The organism is Streptococcus sp. k-90 (assembly GCF_013277565.1).
Lineage (GTDB): Bacteria > Bacillota > Bacilli > Lactobacillales > Streptococcaceae > Streptococcus.
Genome location: NZ_VMNE01000005.1, coordinates 1 through 17,307, shown reverse-complemented (window position 1 = coordinate 17,307; position 17,307 = coordinate 1). Strand labels below are relative to the sequence as shown.

The following is a 17,307-nucleotide window of genomic DNA, read 5'->3' as shown; positions in this document are numbered from 1 at the left end:
ACCTGGGTTCTTCGCTTTGACTTTGTCTTCCACTTGTTTTTTCTCTTCTGGAGTTAAGTGCGCTTTGTCTTTAACTGGAACTTTCTCGTCTGGTTTCACTGGGGTGAAATCTTGGTTGACCAAGTCACTTCCTGGAATTTGGTGGCTGATGCCGGTTGTTGGATCTTTCAACGTTGCGGTGCCGTCTTCGCCTACAGTGACTTCCTTACCTGGGTTCTTCGCTTTGACTTTGTCTTCCACTTGTTTTTTCTCTTCTGGAGTTAAGTGCGCTTTGTCTTTAACTGGAACTTTCTCGTCTGGTTTCACTGGGGTGAAATCTTTAGGCTGCGCTGTAACTATTTTTGGATCTGATGGTCTACTATCACCTTTCGTAGCTGTTGCTGTTACCTGACTTCTATCTTTAACACCTTCAGCTGGAATTAACAACGTTCCTGTTCTTGGATCAACAGTTACTCCTGCTGGCTTATCTGATGATGACCATGTTCCATTTTTAGCTTTAACTACTGTTACTACTTTAGAATTTTGTTGCTCATCTGTGTAGTTAACAATTACTTTATCTGCATCCCCTGTTGGTGTTACTGTTACTGTTCCATCTTTTGGTGCAGTTGCCATTGGTGACGTTGGCTTAGAATCACGTACTTTAAAGACTTTAGAAGCATCTAATCGATCTGTACTATCGTCTTTATAGGTCACAATCACATTATTGCCATTAACTGTTACAGACTTAATTTTATCGCTAAATGTTGGATTAGCTTGTTTTACAGCATTCTCAATTTGAGTCGCATCTGCACTATCTAATAATAATGGTGTGCCTGGCGGCTGTGCATCATATTTAAATGTTTGAGGTTTCCATACAAATCGAATGCGTCCAGGAGCTCCTACATCATTAGCATGACCTACATGCTCATAGTTAGTATTTCCACTTGGATCTTCTGCAAATAAGTATCGAGAAATTTGCCCGCTTTGTTCATTAAACTCACCCTTAGGAATCTCACCAGTTACCTTAAGAATAGCCGGAGAATTTTGGCTTGCTGGTGTATCAGTGTGAATTTTAGTAGCGCTCAAGTAAAGTGCTGATCGGGTTTTCCCGTTCAAGTATGAATCTTCTGTACCTAGACCCTGTCTATTATCAGCAGCAAACGCTAAATGCAATTTAGAAATCTTACCAGAATTATCCCAAGCTTTCAGTGTAATATCGTTATTTTCCCCAGAGTAAACATAGATCTCTTGTCTAGCTGGATTATCATAAGGAATTTCAACTATTGGTCTAATCTTATCATTTGATTCAACCAGCTTGTCTCCAGATATTTCATGAGATATTCTTGATTTAGGATCAGTTACAGTGGCAGTACCATTAGTCGATACCTGTACTTCTTTACCAGGATTAGCATCTGAAACTTTTTTCTTAACCTGATTAACTTCACTCGGTGTTAAAGAAGTTACTTTTGTAACAGGTGTCTTAGCAGGAACTTTTGGCGTGAAATCTTGGAAAGTAGCAACCTTAGCATCACTTGGATGTGAGATATTTCCTGCTTCATCTGTTGCTTTAGCTGTAACATTACCTTTCGGAATTTCCTTAGTCGGATCGATAAGCGCTTTACCACTTGCGTTAGCTACACCGCGTCCTAGTTCTTGATTTCCATGATCATATAAAACAACAGATGCACCTGGTTCTGTATCTACTTCAATTTGAGTTCTAGTTCCAGCTTTATCCGTCAAGTTAGTTGGAATCGTTGGCTTACCTGGAGCTACATTATCTAAAACAACATTATCAGGTGTTTTTGCATTACCTTTTTGAACAGATCCTCTACCTTGGTGATTGTAGGTAATATTCCCGTTATTTTCAACAGTTACTTCTGACTTATTGATACCAGGATTGGCTTTTTCATAGGCTGTTTTAACTCTTTCTTTATCTGTTGGAGTTAAATGATTAATATCTTTTACAGGTACTTTCTCTCCTTTATTTGCTAATACATATTGATTAGCCTCTTGAGATGATCTTATTCCTGAAGCTACCGTAATATCTTTATTTTCTGCAATAGCTTGGATTCTATCTAGGGTTTCAAATCTTGTACCTGAAGGCAATTCAAAGGTTACACTTCCATTTGAATTTGGTGAAATTCGTACATTCGCCGCATTTTCTAACGTCTTATAACGTCCAGAACCTTCTTTTTCAATTTTAACTTTTTTCCCTTGAATAACTGCAGTGATAATATCTGTTCTGCCTTGCGGAATAATAGTTACGCTTGTTGAACCATGATGAGGTTGCTGAATAGTCAAAGCTTGCGGTGCAGGTACTGTCGCTTGTTTTGGAGCACTTGCATCTGTTGTGTGATCACGATTATCAGTTGCTTTTGCTGTTACATTTCCATTTGGAATCGGTCTTGTAGGATTAATAGTAACTCGACCACTTTCATTTGCCGTACCTTCTCCCAATTCATGGCCTGAGTGATCGTAAAGTTTTACTTTAGAACCTGGATCTGCCGATACAGTAGTCGGTGTTTGTGTATCTGCCTTATCGATTAAGGATGTTTCTATTACTGGGCGTTTTTGAATAGTGTATGCCGAAGCTACTTTATCTACTGATTTATCAGGATAAGTGATGGTAACATTCCCTTTTTCATCTACTGAATAAGTTGCCTGATCTAATAATGCTCTGTATGCTGCATCTGTATATGTTCTATTGTTCTTCTCTTTAATCGCTGCAATGATTTTCTCTTTTTCTGGACCACTTACAGCGTTTGGATTGTCTACAGTAATCTTTTTATCAATAGAAATATCATATTTTTTCGCTACTTCAAGAACGTTAATGGTTGTACTAACATTTGCACTTGAACCAGCATTATGGCGTCCATAATTAGCTGTTGTTGTCTTGCTTACAACATAATAATTAAGAACCGTTGGTCCTAGGGGCTGATCCATTGCAATCGTTCCACTAGTTTTTCCCGTACGAGCCGTTTCAGGGGTGGATTGAGCTGTTACTAAGAAACCGCCTGATTCTTCTAATCCTTTGACATGGCCTCTAGTATTTGGATTTGGCAAAAATTTTTCTAGATATTTTGCATAAGTAGAAACATTAACTTCGACATGATCTCCACGATATGCTGTAACCCATTCTTTATCCACTCCGATAGTAGCTCTTGCTTTACCTTCGGAAGAAACTTGTTTCGCTCCTCCATGACCTATTTGAGTTCTCGTAACATTCACAGGGTCACTTTTTGCTGATTCTTTACCTCCAACAGGTGTTGAAGTCGCTCTAATTTGCCCTTCAGGTAAACTATTTCGAGGATGTACCATTGCATAGCCATCATTTCCAGCTTGAGCTTCTCCTATCAGTACATCATTATTATCGTAAAGTTTTACTGTTGAACCTACTGGTGCTTTTACTCTGACGTCTGCAGGTATACTTGCTTTCCCTGTTAAGTCACTCTCGATGTGAGCACCAGATGTTAATGGAGCCTCTACTACATTGACAGGTTTCCATCCCTCAAGACTTCCGTAACCGCCTTCTTTCATATTTGAAATAACAGACGTTTGAGATCCTACTTTCATATCACTATTCAATCGTAAATTGATGATAGAATAGAACTTATTACTTGTATTATCTACTGAAGTAACAGTTGCTAGATTACTTTGAAGAGATTGCCATTGTTGATTAATCGTAGTACGTCTAATTGCAACTTGATGCTCTTGATTATTCGTATCTCTATACTTCAAATACGCCATCCCTGCATCATGTGGTACAAATAATTTAATATTACGTTGATTAGATGTAACCTCACCTACAGGATGTCCCGGTGAATGATCAATCCATGAACGTCCTAATGAAACATCCACATTCGTTGCTTCACTCTCTTTGCCATCAACACTTTGAGTTACTGTTATCTTATCTTTCGGTACAAGTTGTTCTCCAGTATCTGATAGATTACTATTTAAACCAGCATCTAGTGAAACAACCCAATGACCACTTCCATCAACTTTTGTCTTCTTAAAAGTATTTCCATTTTTCTTAACAGAAATAGTCGCTCCTGGTTTCCCAGTCCCTGATAATTGATTATCTGTTGACGGTACAGTCTGCATACGTACAGTGTCGTTGGTTCGAGTATAGTTGTGGTTAACAGTAGGAGCGCCTACTGCATTGACATGGATACCTACAGCAGGGAAGTCTGAATTTCGACTTGTAATCGCCGCCTTACCACTTAAGCCAGAATTTTCAAGAGTATTCTGTACAATAGCGGTCGCAAAGCGAGCAAAAAGATTGTGATGTGTTCCTCTAGTAGTTACTTCATAGACTATTCTATCTGGCACAGCTCCACCAATAAGTCTGTAGTGACCAATAAACATCTTATAATTAGAGAAAGGCGTACTAGCAGGGCGTCCTCTGGAAATTTCTCTCTCTTCTAGTACACTACCACCAGCTCCACCTCTTTCTACTACACGAATATTTTCAATAGTATCATCTGATGTAACTGCAATACCAGCCCAAGCATGATTCTTATGAGCCGGACGGACAGCCACTCTCCAAATAGTACGATCACCATCAATGTCATAATGAAGATTTTCAAACTGTTTAACTCCATCACCACTGATAGTACCTGAGTCGAGATTTCCAGCTACAGAACGATCAATTGATCGAGCTGCATAATGAGCTATTCTAAACCCAGAATAACCTTTTTTCTTCTTATCAAGAACATCCTCTGTCGCCTCATCTACAAGATTACTTTTCGTATCTATCGGCAACAGTTTATTATCTTTGTTTGGCAGTTCTAGACTATTAGCTTCCTTATCTACCTTGTTTAAGCTTCTATCGGAAGCTGTCACAGTAGGTTTTGAGCTATCTCTAGAAGTTTCTTCTTTACGAACTTCAGTAGCAGCCTCATTCGTGCTCTTATCTTCTAGTAAAGAATCCTTAGCATTGCTACTTTCAGCCTGATTAGCAGTCTCGTCTACCGCTTCAGCAGAAGGCACCTTACTCTCTTCTTTCCGCTCAGGTTGACTAGCACTACTTTCTTGCTCTTTTAATGTTTCTATCAGCTTTCTAATTTTTAGAATATGTTGATCAATATCCTCTGATTTAGCATCCTTATCAGAAAGCAAACGTTTGCTTTCATCAGTAAGCTGAAGAAGCTGATTAGACAATGGAGCAAGTTTACTTTCTTTTACCTTAACTACAATATCTTTAAGCTCATCCATCACTTGAAGAAGGGCTGATTTATCAACAACTTTTGTAGTTTTTTCTTCCAAATTCCTTTCAGCAAGCTCTTGACTATTTGGCAAGGGTTCTTCCTTAGCCCTACTCCTACCCTCATCATTTAGGGTCTTCTCAGTCGCTGCTGTATCAGGGGATACAGATAGACTATCTGCTCTAGCTACTCCATTTGCAAAAAACAAGAGGGCAGCTATAGCTACACTAGCAGCACCAAAATGGTACTTTCTAATCGAATAGCGAAAAACTTTTTCACCATTCCTATTATTCTTATGTCCAAACATAAATTTTTCCTTTCTATTTTTAAAATGACATAACTATATATAGTTTATCACAATAAGTTGATATAGTAAAATGATATCTGTAATAAATAATTAACAACTATAGAGTATTTTTATAACGAAGCAGTTCCTAGAATAGTAAGATTTTCGTTGAAAAAAGAGCGATTAATACATGACAAAAAATCTTTAAACTATTGATTCCTGTATGGATAAAATAAGTTCCACCGCTTGCATATATATATATATATATGCAAGCGGTGGAACTACCCTCTATGTATGAATTTGTATATTTACTAATTAGGACTAAACTATAAAATTTTAGTAGCTTGATTTTTACAAAAATAGCAATTATCCTTATTAAAGAAATATCAGAAAATTTAATATAAAAACATCAAATGCATCAAATCAATTTATGACAAACACACCTTATATTCATGTAGATTACAGCATACTATAGACGATAAAACCTCAATTCAAGAAAAAATAAAAAAACTTCTCATCTATTACACTCATCTAACTGAAGCGCATAAAAGACATATTGTAATCGATCTTTATAGCTGATACTCAATGAAAATAGAAGAGTATGAGCAATATGAAAACACTATATCATATTTAAGTCGCAATAGTATAACACGACTTCTAAAACATTGTTAGGAATTATTTTGGACAATCCTAGACTCAATTCATTATCTTCCAATCTACTATAATAAACTTATGCTCAATGAAAATCAAAGAGCAAACTAGGAAGCTAGCCGCAAGCTGCTCAAAGTATAGCTTTGAGGTTGCAGATAACGCTGACGTGGTTTGAAGAGATTTTCGAAGAATATTAGTAATCTACAAAAGACTAAATGTAAGTACTCCAGTCTTTAGAACAACATAAAAAGGTTGCCCAAACGGACAACCTTTCTGTACCATTAATATAAATCTAAATAGTTATCAATTTCCCATTGTGAAACGAAGGTTGCATAACTTGCCCATTCGATTCGTTTGGCTTCAAGGAAACTAGTATAGATATGTTCTCCAAGAGCCGCTCTGACAACTTCATCTTCAGTCAAAGCCTTCAAAGCGTTGTGAAGGGTTGATGGAAGGTCTGTAATGCCAGCTTCCTTACGCTCTTCTGCTGTCATAATGTAGATATTTTCTTCGATAGGAGCTGGTGCTTCGATTTTGTTTTCAATACCATGCAAACCAACTTCCAAAAGAACCGCCATAGCGATGTATGGGTTTGCCATCGGATCCACTGAACGTAACTCAAGACGAGTTCCCATGCCACGTGAAGCAGGTACGCGCACAAGTGGCGAACGGTTACGACCAGCCCAAGCAATGTAAACAGGCGCTTCATAACCTGGAACCAAACGTTTGTATGAGTTAACGGTTGGATTCATGATGGCAGTATAGTTGTAAGCATGCTTGATCAAACCGCCAAGGAAATGATAGGCCGTTTCTGACAACTGCATTCCTTTTGGATCATTTGGATCAAAGAAGGCATTGTTTCCTTCTGCATCAAACAGGGACATATTACAGTGCATACCTGACCCAGCAATACCAAATTTTGGTTTGGCCATAAAGGTTGCATAAAGCCCGTGTTTGCGAGCAATGGTTTTAACAACAAGTTTAAAGATTTGAATCTTATCACAAGCACGGAGAACTTCATCGTACTTGAAGTCAATTTCATGCTGTCCAACCGCAACCTCGTGGTGACTCGCTTCTACTTCAAATCCCATTTTGGTCAAGACATTGACAATCTCACGACGTGTGTTGTCCGCAAGGTCCGTAGGCGCCAAATCAAAGTAGCCACCCTTGTCATTTACTTCAAGTGTTGGGTCACCATTTTCATCTAGTTTAAATAAGAAGAATTCTGGCTCTGGTCCAAGGTTGAAAGATTTGAATCCTACTTCTTCCATGTGACGAAGAGCTCGTTTCAAATTGCCACGAGGGTCACCTGCAAATGGTTCACCTTCTGTTGTATAGACATCACAGATTAAACCTGCAACACTTCCATTTTCATCTCCCCACGGGAAGACTGTCCATGTATCCAAGTCTGGGTACAAGTACATATCTGACTCATTGATACGTACAAAACCTTCAATAGAAGATCCATCAAACATAGCCTTATTTGACAAGACCTTATCTAATTGTTCATCTGTAGCAGGAATTTCGACGTTTTTCATCGTTCCCAAAATATCTGAGAACATGAGACGGATAAAGGTAACATTTTTTTCCTTGACTTCACGACGAATATCTGCAGCTGTGATTGGCATGAGTTTTCTCCTTAATCTATGACTACTTGCGGTTGCCTAACCGCGACCAAAAGGTGATCGTACTGAAGCAAAACGTCCCTGTTGGAGAAGTTCATTGTGAAGTGCACGACGCACCTCAGTCTGACTCACCACTTTCTTGGACTTCGCTTCACGTTCAGCATATTTTTTCTTAATGGCAGCGATATTATAACCTTCTGAGATATAATCTTTGATTTCAAGCAGACGATCCATGTCATTCAAGGAATACATGCGACGGTTCCCTTCATTTCGATCAGGTTTAATCAACTCTTGATCTTCATAATAACGAATCTGACGTGCCGATAGATCTGTCAACTTCATAACACTGCCAATAGGAAAAACAGCCATGTTTCGGCGAAATTCTTTTTCCTTCATTTACAATTTCCTTCTTTCTGTCTATTATAGTCTAAAAAAAGACAAACGTCAATTGATAATGTTATAAAATGTAACATTATTTTTCTTTTTTCTCTAAAAAGAGCCGAATGCGATCAATATCGTAATTTACGAGAATTGCAACAAAAACTCCCATGAAAGTTTCCGATACACGAGCAAATACGTACAAAATTGTCTCTCCGCTCGGAATCGATAGGGTAATGATTAACATGGCCGCTACACCGCCAATAACGCCCGCTTTGTTATTCATGGCCACATTTGTCATAATGGTTAACATGGTGCAGATTGGAACAACTACTAAAGTTACCCAAAAAGCTTCATGGAAAAAGCCATTTAATAGGAAGAAGACCAGAGCATAGAAGCCACCGATACTATTTCCTAGAATGCGCGAAGTCCCAAAATGAACACTCTTATCAAAACTCTCCCTCAAGCTAAAAACGGCTGTCAAAGCACCGATTTGAAGACCTTTCCAGCCAAAAAAGCCAAAAATTAAGAGAACTAGAAAAACAGCAATACCTGTTTTAAAAGTTCGCATACCAAGTTTGAACTGGGATTTATCGAATTTATATTTTTTAAAATAACTCATAATCTCAACTTTCTATTTCCATTTTATCATAAATCGGTGATTTTTATGAGTAATAGTTGAGAGGAAGCGTTTTTATTTCAAGCAAAAGAAAAGAGGAACTTTCATCCCTCTCTTCTTTGATTCATTTATGAAATCTTATTTTTCTGTCAAGGCTGCAAGACCTGGAAGAACTTTACCTTCAAGAAGTTCCATTGATGCTCCACCACCAGTAGAGATCCATGAGAACTTGTCTGCACGTCCAAGGTTGATCGCTGCGGCAGCTGAGTCACCACCACCGATGATTGATTTAACACCTGGTTGTTTCACGATAGCGTCCATCACACCGATTGTACCAGCTTGGAAGTCTGGGTTTTCAAATACACCCATAGGTCCGTTCCATACAACTGTTTTAGCACCAGTCAAAGCTTCGTCAAATTTAGCGATAGATTTTGGACCGATGTCAAGACCAAGGAAGCCTTCAGAAACTGCTTCACCTTCAGTGTCACGCACTTCAGTGTAGCCAGCAAATGCGTTTGCTTCTTTTGAGTCAACTGGCAAGATCAATTTACCGTTTGCTTTTTCAAGAAGAGCTTTCGCAACATCCAATTTGTCTTCTTCTACAAGTGAGTTACCGATTTCGATACCTTGTGCTTTGTAGAATGTGTAAGTCATACCACCACCGATAAGGACTTTATCAGCTTTTTCAAGCAAGTTTTCGATAACACCGATCTTGTCTGAAACTTTTGAACCACCAAGGATAGCTACAAATGGACGTTCTGGAGTTTCAACTGCTTCTTGGATGTAGGCAATTTCGTTTTCAAGAAGGAAACCAGCAACTGCTTTTTCAACGTTTGCTGAGATACCAACGTTAGATGCGTGTGCACGGTGAGCTGTACCGAATGCATCGTTTACGAAGATACCATCTCCAAGTGATGCCCAGTATTTACCAAGTTCAGGATCGTTTTTAGATTCTTTTTTGCCGTCAACATCTTCGTAACGAGTGTTTTCAACCAAAAGAACTTGTCCATCTTCAAGAGCGTTGATTGCTGCTTCCAATTCAGCACCACGAGTGACACCAGGGAAAACAACGTCTTGACCCAATTTAGCAGCCAAGTCAGCAGCTACAGGAGCAAGTGATTTACCAGCTTTATCAGCTTCTTCTTTCACACGTCCAAGGTGAGAGAAAAGAATTGCACGTCCACCTTGTTCGATGATGTACTTAATAGTTGGAAGAGCTGCTGTGATACGGTTGTCATTAGTGATTACGCCATCTTTCAATGGTACGTTGAAATCCACACGAACGAGGACTTTTTTACCTTTCAAGTCAACGTCTTTAACAGTAAGTTTTGCCATGTTACAAAAACCCCTTTATTTATTTTATTCGAAACTATTATATCACACTTTGGAAATATAAGGAAAGATTTCACAAGATTTTTCGATATTTAATCTTCCTCTTCTTTTTTCTGTTTCAATGTCAAGGCTAAACTAGCGAGACCAAGGCTGGCTAATCCTGCTATTAGGACTTCGTTTGTATCAACAGTCCCTGTATTTGGTAATTGGGCGCTTGCTTCTTCTGATTTAACTGCTGTATTTTGGGCTGGTTTTTCTTGTGTAGGCGCTACTGCTGGTTCAGTTTTTACTTTTGTTCCAATTTCAACAATTTCTGGAATCGCCTCTTGGATGACCTCTGTTGAACGAAGACGACGCTGACCGTTTTCATCAACTTCAAAGACATGTCTTAACAGACCATCTCGTCCCTGTATGATGACTCGTTGTTCCCCAACTAGCAACTCAGCATTTTCATGTTCTTGACGGTCAAATGCAATCTTTTCCTCTTGAACTTCCAATTTAGGAGCCTTTTGTTGGTCAGACACTGGTTGATTAGAAGGTTTTGGAAGGTCTGTGTTTTGTGGTGCAGGATTTGCAGGGATGAGACCAGTACCTACTTCCACGATTTCAGGACTCGCTTCTTTCAAAACTTCTGTAGCGCGAAGCGTACGATTGCCTTGACTATCTACTTCAATCAAGCGACGGATTTGTCCCTCAACTCCTGCTTGGACAAGTTGACGCTGACCTTTGAGAAGACCTGCAGTTAGAAGTTCTTGGTGTTCGAAGGCAATACTTGTCTCTTCAACTTCTAATTTCGGAGTATTCACAACCAAATTCTTGACACCTTCAGTTGGTTCCTTACTTGAAAGAACTTTTGTTCCAATCTCAGTAATTTCTGGAACAGCTTCTTTAACTACCTCTGTTAAACGAAGAGTGCGTTTCCCTTGGCTATCTACTTCAATCAAGTGACGAATTTGTCCCTCAACTCCCTCTTGAACTAGTTGATGTTGACCTTTAAGAAGGCTTGCATTTGGGCGCTCTTGACGTTCGAAGGCTATTGTTTCAGTTTCCACAACTAGTCCAGAGAGGGCTTCAACTGTTGGGGCTACTTCATTTGGATCCTGGCTACCAACGTGATGGCTTTCTGCTGCAGGAGCTAGTTTCTTATTCAGCTGTTCTTTCATGTCCGCAAAAGCTTGTGGAGTTGGTGCTTGTGAGACCAACAAAGCCTCTGCTTGCGCAATTAGTTCTGATTTAGGATATTTTTCGCGGATGGATTCGAGTAAACTTTCTAATTCTTTCCTAGCAGCCTCATAACGCTGATTACCATCCAAGTTTGCGCCTGCTTGTTTCAATTCATTCAAAGCCTGATTAACATCTTCCTGACTGGCACCATGATTTTCTGCAACAGCTTTCGCTCCATTAAGTTTCTCTAGTAGCGTCGCTTGTTTGTCCTCACTAGAGAAGGTGTAAACAACCGTTGACTGACGACCTTGGACAGCAGTAATTTCTTGTTTGAGGTATTCATCGTTTAGTGCTGCTTTTGGAGACACCAAAACATCAAAGTTAACTTCATGGCCTTGGTAACGAAGCTTCAAGGTTTGACGACCAGTCTTTTGAGCATCGTAACCAGAAATTTCAACTCCCTCATCAGTAAAGAAATGTTCTTCCATGGTGTCATTGCTATAAGCCACTGCAAAGCGTCCTTCAGACAAGTCTAAGCTATCACCAACTAGGTAATCTTTTTTCGGTTCCTGACTTACTTCAATTCCCAAAATAGTTTTCGGACTTGCTTCATCTTGACTAGTAACAGTCACTGATAAATTAGCATGTACCGGTTGCCCCAAATATTGTAAAGTAAGATTTTGTGCTCCCTTATAATGCGTATCAAAGCCTGATACTGATACACCTGCGTGAGTTAGGCGAATGAGTTCGTCCTCAGCTCCTCCTTCATACTGAACTCGAAGAACACCACCTCTAAGGTCCAAATCCTCCCCTTCGGCGTAGCTTGTTTTCTTAGGTCCTGTTTCTAGGCTGACTAACTTGATTCTTCTGTCATCTTTTGGAACGGAAACTGCTAGGACATTACTAATTTCCTTGCCTGGCAACTGGGTACGATAGTAAAGAAGACCAGAGTGATTTGTCAAATCCAATGGTGAACTTGCTAGGTCACCTCCAACTTCACTCTTCAAGGTTGCAATTGGAGTTTGAGAATTTGGATTGTCATAAACGGTAATGGTAGCTCCAGCTGGTACGTCTGCAAAGCCAACTTGTACCTTGTTATTGCCTAAAGTACGAGCTGCAGCCTTGGCCATCGGAATATTGACACTTTCTGTATCAAGCTTTTCATACATTTTCCAGTTATAGATACGAATAGCCTTCCATGGAGTTCCATTGTCAGAAGTAACGACATTCAAGCGCCAATCTTGAGCTGTGATAGGTTTGTCAAGGGTAATATCTGTAACATGAGCTTTATTGCCACGAACTTCCTTAGCCAACTTCCATTGACCATCCGCATCTTTATAATAAAGGTCGAAGTCTTTGGTGTTCATCAAACCGTCGTTTACAGATTCTCCACCAGCTCCAGCATGGTCCATCACCCATCTAACAACTGTACGTGGTTGGGTCAAACGAATATCCACACTACCACTTAACTGTCCAGAAGACCACTTGTCAGACAGACTGGTAATGGTACCATTCAACATACCTTCAATACCTTCTCCACCTTCAGTCTTAGGGAAAGTACTATCAATAACTGTTGCACCTGGAACGATATTTTCAGCTAGTGGTTTTGGTAGGCTGGTATCTTTTACAGTCATGCCCCAATCAAAGGTTGTGGTTGCAGCTTCTGAACGAACCCCATTTTTACCGACTGCTACAACCTTCAGTTCTTGAGTTGTACCCTGAGCACTTGCCGAACGGCTAACTTTTGGTAGATAAATAGTTGTAGAAGATGAGCCAGTTAGTAATTTCCAGCTGCCTCCATCTTTTTCGTAAACTTCATAGAAATCTGCATCTTTGTTGCCTTTAAATTGCACAACTGCTTCCGCTTCTTGGGCATTTTTAAGGACTTGTTTGGCTACAGCTACTGTGGTTGGTGCCTGAGGAGCATCTTGATTATTGCTGATGGTCAATTGCCCCAGGTTAAATTGATAACCTTTTAAGTCTTTGTCATTCTCAAAATACAGTTTAATACCGTAAATTGTTTTACCTGCTAAGGCACTCAAATCAAAATCATCGGTAGTCCAGTTATCTGAAACTGTCAATTCTTTACGGGCAGCTTCATCACCGTAGGTATAATCTTTCTTGGTTGCAAATTCTACATAAACCTTGGTACCTTTTCCTCCTTTATGGGCAACATGCAATTTGGTTGTATCTGTCACCTTCAAGCGAGTAGAATACAAATTCACATCTTGCTTGGTCGCACCTGAAAGATCCCTTGCAAATTTGAGAGAAGTTCCACCATTATAAGCATCTTCAAAATCATAGCTTGCTTTCAACTTATCACCAGTTGATTTTTGCCACCAGCGCCATGTCGGAAGAACGCCTGATACTGAACGGTAATTCCACTCAGAATCCTTAGAAACCTTACCATCTACGAACCATTTTCTACCATGACCTGTATTAAAAGAAGTAGTAAAAGTATTACCCACTGCTGGCGTGCGGTCCGCAACTAGGTTAGCAATACCATACCAATCTTTGTCACCTGGTTTTTGGCCAGTAGGATCACCTTGGTAACCTGTAAAGAAGATATCTTCATTCTTATGGTAATCTTCACCAGTTTTTCCTAAACTTGTAATGGTATCTGGGGCAAACAAACCAAGAGAAAGTCGTAATTTCCCATTTTCATCTAAAATGTCATTCCATTTGACCTTGGTCTTGTAGGAACCACCCTGTTGCAATTCCAAACCTGCAAATACATCATAAGGATTACGGCCAATCCAGTTGGCAGTTGTAATAGTGTAATCATTCTTAGCCTTATCCCAGTTAAAGTTAGCAAAGAAGTTGTCTGCTGGAACCTTATCACCTTCAGGTTGCATGAATTGATAGTTGTATTCTCCCAAACCATCTTGGTGGTAACGTCCATAGTTATAGGTCATAGCATCGTACCAAGAATACTTGATTGGATGGTTTACCTTAGCAGCATACTCCTTGGTATAGAGCATAAACTGACGCATCTTTTCTCCAAGAGGTTCAACCAAATCCCCAGTTGTTTCTTGGTTGATGAAATAGCCATCATAGCCATAATACTTGGCCATATCTACCAATTTACGGGCAATTGGGAAGCTACCATCTGGGTCTTGCTTCAAAGCTTCAGCAAATCTTTCTTGATCTGCAATACTATTAGACCAGTTGAAGAAAAGTGTACCATATACAGGAACCCCGTTACGGTGACCTGCATCAATAATGTCAGGAGTTGGTACGAGACCTTCCCAGAAGACCATTGAATCTAGATATTGCCAATAGTCAAAAGCATAAGCCTTGAACTCTTCTCCACCAACAGAAGCATGGTCTTTTGCTTTAGAATTGGTGTTTGATAGAGCTTGAACTTTTGCTTCCTTACTAGCTTTTTCATTGACCAAATGACCTGTTCGACGTGAAGCAAGGGCGACAGACCCGCGGTTAATAGCATCATCTTCACGAGCTCCTGGTTCCCATTTCAACAAATCTTCCCAAGAATTAAATTTGATTTCCTTTGGTTTTAATGTTTTTTCTGTATTTTTAGGGACATCTGGCTGGACTTCTTTTTCAGTCTTATTAGCTTCTGCTGCTGGCTTAGACTCATCTCCTTGGCTAGTTGCTTCAGGCTTTGCTTCCGTTTCCTTGTCAGACTTTGGTTTTGATGTGGCAGATGGTGTTTCTGCAACCACCTCACTTGGTTTTTCCTCTGGTTTAGCTACGCTTACTGCCTCTGCAGTTTCAGTAGTTGCAGCTTCATTGCTTGCTGGCGAAGCAGTTTCAGATACTGTCTCTGCTCCTTCTGCCTTTTCTAGCTTGTTTTCTCCAGTACGTTCCCCTTCATTCTGCTTGTCGGCTTCACTAGTTGGATGCCCACTCTCTCCTGAAACAAGTTCTGTATTAGCTCCGCTATTTTCAGGAACTGCAGTTTCTTCAGCCAAGGCTGGACCAGCAAATAAAACAGCCCCAATCATCAGGGAGCAGGCTCCTACTGATAACTTACGAATACTGTAACGACAACGTCTTTCAAAAAATGAATTCTTCATTTTCTCCTCCTAAAAGATTGGTTTTGTTGCATAAAAAGAAAGCGCTTAACTTTCTTTATAAAATTTTTATCCCAATCACAGGGACCAAGATAATTCCTCCCTCATTTTAAGATATTTCTTTTAAATGTCAATATATAAAAGGAAATGCCTATATCTAGGTTAGAAATTGGTAAAATTAATATAATTAAGATCCATTCTCAGGAATTTTCTTTCTAAAATCTTAGCTTAATACTTGTTAGATTTACTTTTATCCTTTAAAATAGAATAGGAGAAATTCCGTTATTATTTTTCGGAGGAAAAAGAAATGTCCATTAATTGGCAGGAAATTTTATTTCACTTTTTAGGTGGTCTGGGACTATTTTTATATAGTATCAAGACCATGGGAGACGGTTTGCAACAAGCTGCTGGAGACCGCCTTCGTTTTTACATTGACAAGTACACCAGCAATCCCTTTTTAGGTGTTCTAGTCGGGATTGTCGTGACTGCCCTGATTCAGTCAAGTACAGGGGTTACAGTTATCACGGTTGGTCTGGTCAGCGCTAGCCTTCTAACTCTTAGACAGGCTATCGGAATTATCATGGGAGCCAACATCGGAACTACCGTTACTTCCTTTATCATCGGTTTCAAGCTTGGTGAGTATGCTTTACCCTTGATTTTCCTTGGAACCATGTTCCTATTTTTTACAAAAAATAGAACAGCAAACAATATCGGGCGCATCCTGTTTGGTGTAGGGGGAATCTTCTATGCCCTCAACCTCATCAGTGCCGGTATGAGCCCTCTTAAAGATTTACCACAATTCAAGGAGTATATGGTAACCTTGGGACAAAATCCAATTTTAGGAGTTTTTGCTGGTGCAGTGATTACCGTTCTCATCCAAGCTTCTTCTGCGACAATCGGGATTTTGCAGGGTCTCTATGCAGGTGGATTCCTTGACCTTAATGGTTCTCTACCAGTTCTCTTCGGAGATAATATTGGGACCACTTTAACCGTTATCATCGCGGCAGCTGGAGCCAATGTCTCTGCGAAACGCGTTGCTGCAACCCACGTTACCTTTAACGTTTTAGGAACTATTCTTTGCTTAATCTTCTTAGGCCCCTTCACTGCTATGATTGAGTACTTCCAAGCACTCCTTCACCTCTCACCTGAGATGACCATCGCCTTCTCTCACGGTGCCTTTAACGTAAGTAACACCATCGTACAATTTCCCTTCATCGGAGCCTTGGCTTTCTTTGTAACCAAGCTCATCCCTGGTGAAGATGAAGTTGTGAAGTACGAGCCGCTTTATCTTGATGAACATTTGATTAAACAAGCTCCATCAATCGCTCTCGGAAATGCCAAAAAAGAACTCCTACACTTAGGAAATTATGCTTCTAAAGCCTTTGACCTTTCTTACAACTACATCATTGACCTTAATGAAAAGGTTGCTGAAAAAGGACACAAGACAGAAGAAGCCATCAATACCATTGATGAAAAATTGACTCGTTACCTGATTACTCTTTCAAGTGAAGCCCTTAGCCAGAAAGAAAGCGAAGTGCTGACCAACATCCTTGATTCATCCCGTGATTTGGAACGGATTGGGGACCACGCAGAAGCCCTAATCAATCTGACTGACTACCTTCAACGTAAAAATGTTGAGTTCTCTGAAGCTGCTTTGCAAGAATTGGCTGATATCTATCAAAAAACCACTGGTTTTATCAAGGATGCCCTTGATAGTGTGGAAAACAATGATATTGAAAAAGCTCAAAGTCTGATTGAACGCCATAAAGAAATCAACAATATAGAGCGTGTTCTCAGAAAGACCCATATCAAACGCCTCAACAAGGGTGAGTGTTCTACACAAGCTGGAGTCAACTTTATCGATATTGTTTCCCACTACACTCGTGTGTCTGACCACGCTATGAATCTAGCTGAAAAGGTCATCGCTGAACAAATCTAATACTCTTCGAAAATCTCTTCAAATCACGTCAACGTCGTCTTGCCGTACTTAAGTACAGCATGCGGCTAGTTTCCTAGTTTGCTCTTTGATTTT

General features: G+C 39.8%; 7 protein-coding genes. 1 reads left to right on the top strand and 6 read right to left on the bottom strand.

Features of this window, described 5'->3' with window-relative positions:
* From HT734_RS02205 to HT734_RS02180, 6 genes are all read right to left on the bottom strand, one after another.
* On the bottom strand, positions 1 to 5,490 hold a 5,490-nt coding region (locus HT734_RS02205; RefSeq protein WP_173308463.1), incomplete at its 3' end, for an Ig-like domain-containing protein.
* Positions 5,491 to 6,401: 911 nt separating this feature from the next.
* Positions 6,402 to 7,748, bottom strand: a complete 1,347-nt coding sequence (gene glnA, locus HT734_RS02200; RefSeq protein ID WP_001122886.1) for a type I glutamate--ammonia ligase — start codon at positions 7,746 to 7,748, stop codon at positions 6,402 to 6,404.
* A gap of 36 nt (positions 7,749 to 7,784) precedes the next feature.
* On the bottom strand, positions 7,785 to 8,141 hold the full coding sequence (gene glnR, locus HT734_RS02195) for a transcriptional repressor GlnR (protein WP_000659551.1): 357 nt from the start codon (positions 8,139 to 8,141) through the stop codon (positions 7,785 to 7,787).
* A gap of 76 nt (positions 8,142 to 8,217) precedes the next feature.
* Entirely contained in the window at positions 8,218 to 8,745 is a 528-nt protein-coding gene (locus HT734_RS02190; protein ID WP_000119911.1) for an aromatic acid exporter family protein, read from the bottom strand.
* A gap of 135 nt (positions 8,746 to 8,880) precedes the next feature.
* Entirely contained in the window at positions 8,881 to 10,077 is a 1,197-nt protein-coding gene (locus HT734_RS02185) for a phosphoglycerate kinase (RefSeq protein ID WP_001096743.1), read from the bottom strand.
* A gap of 89 nt (positions 10,078 to 10,166) precedes the next feature.
* Positions 10,167 to 15,278: a bacterial Ig-like domain-containing protein gene (locus HT734_RS02180; RefSeq protein ID WP_173277244.1), complete on the bottom strand. Its 5,112-nt coding sequence runs from the start codon at positions 15,276 to 15,278 to the stop codon at positions 10,167 to 10,169.
* A 304-nt stretch (positions 15,279 to 15,582) separates the two neighbouring features.
* Between HT734_RS02180 and HT734_RS02175 the strand changes: the two genes are divergently transcribed.
* Positions 15,583 to 17,214 (top strand): Na/Pi cotransporter family protein, encoded by a 1,632-nt coding sequence (locus tag HT734_RS02175; RefSeq protein WP_125422298.1) that lies wholly within the window; start codon positions 15,583 to 15,585, stop codon positions 17,212 to 17,214.
* The last annotated feature ends 93 nt before the right edge of the window (positions 17,215 to 17,307 follow it).

Bases quoted from the DNA above. Each gene is read 5' to 3' on its own strand.
- HT734_RS02185 (WP_001096743.1), bottom strand. From the start codon at position 10,077: ATGGCAAAACTTACTGTTAAAGACGTTGACTTGAAAGGTAAAAAAGTC.
- glnR (WP_000659551.1), bottom strand. From the start codon at position 8,141: ATGAAGGAAAAAGAATTTCGCCGAAACATGGCTGTTTTTCCTATTGGC.
- glnA (WP_001122886.1), bottom strand. From the start codon at position 7,748: ATGCCAATCACAGCTGCAGATATTCGTCGTGAAGTCAAGGAAAAAAAT.
- HT734_RS02175 (WP_125422298.1), top strand. From the start codon at position 15,583: ATGTCCATTAATTGGCAGGAAATTTTATTTCACTTTTTAGGTGGTCTG.
- HT734_RS02180 (WP_173277244.1), bottom strand. From the start codon at position 15,278: ATGAAGAATTCATTTTTTGAAAGACGTTGTCGTTACAGTATTCGTAAG.
- HT734_RS02190 (WP_000119911.1), bottom strand. From the start codon at position 8,745: ATGAGTTATTTTAAAAAATATAAATTCGATAAATCCCAGTTCAAACTT.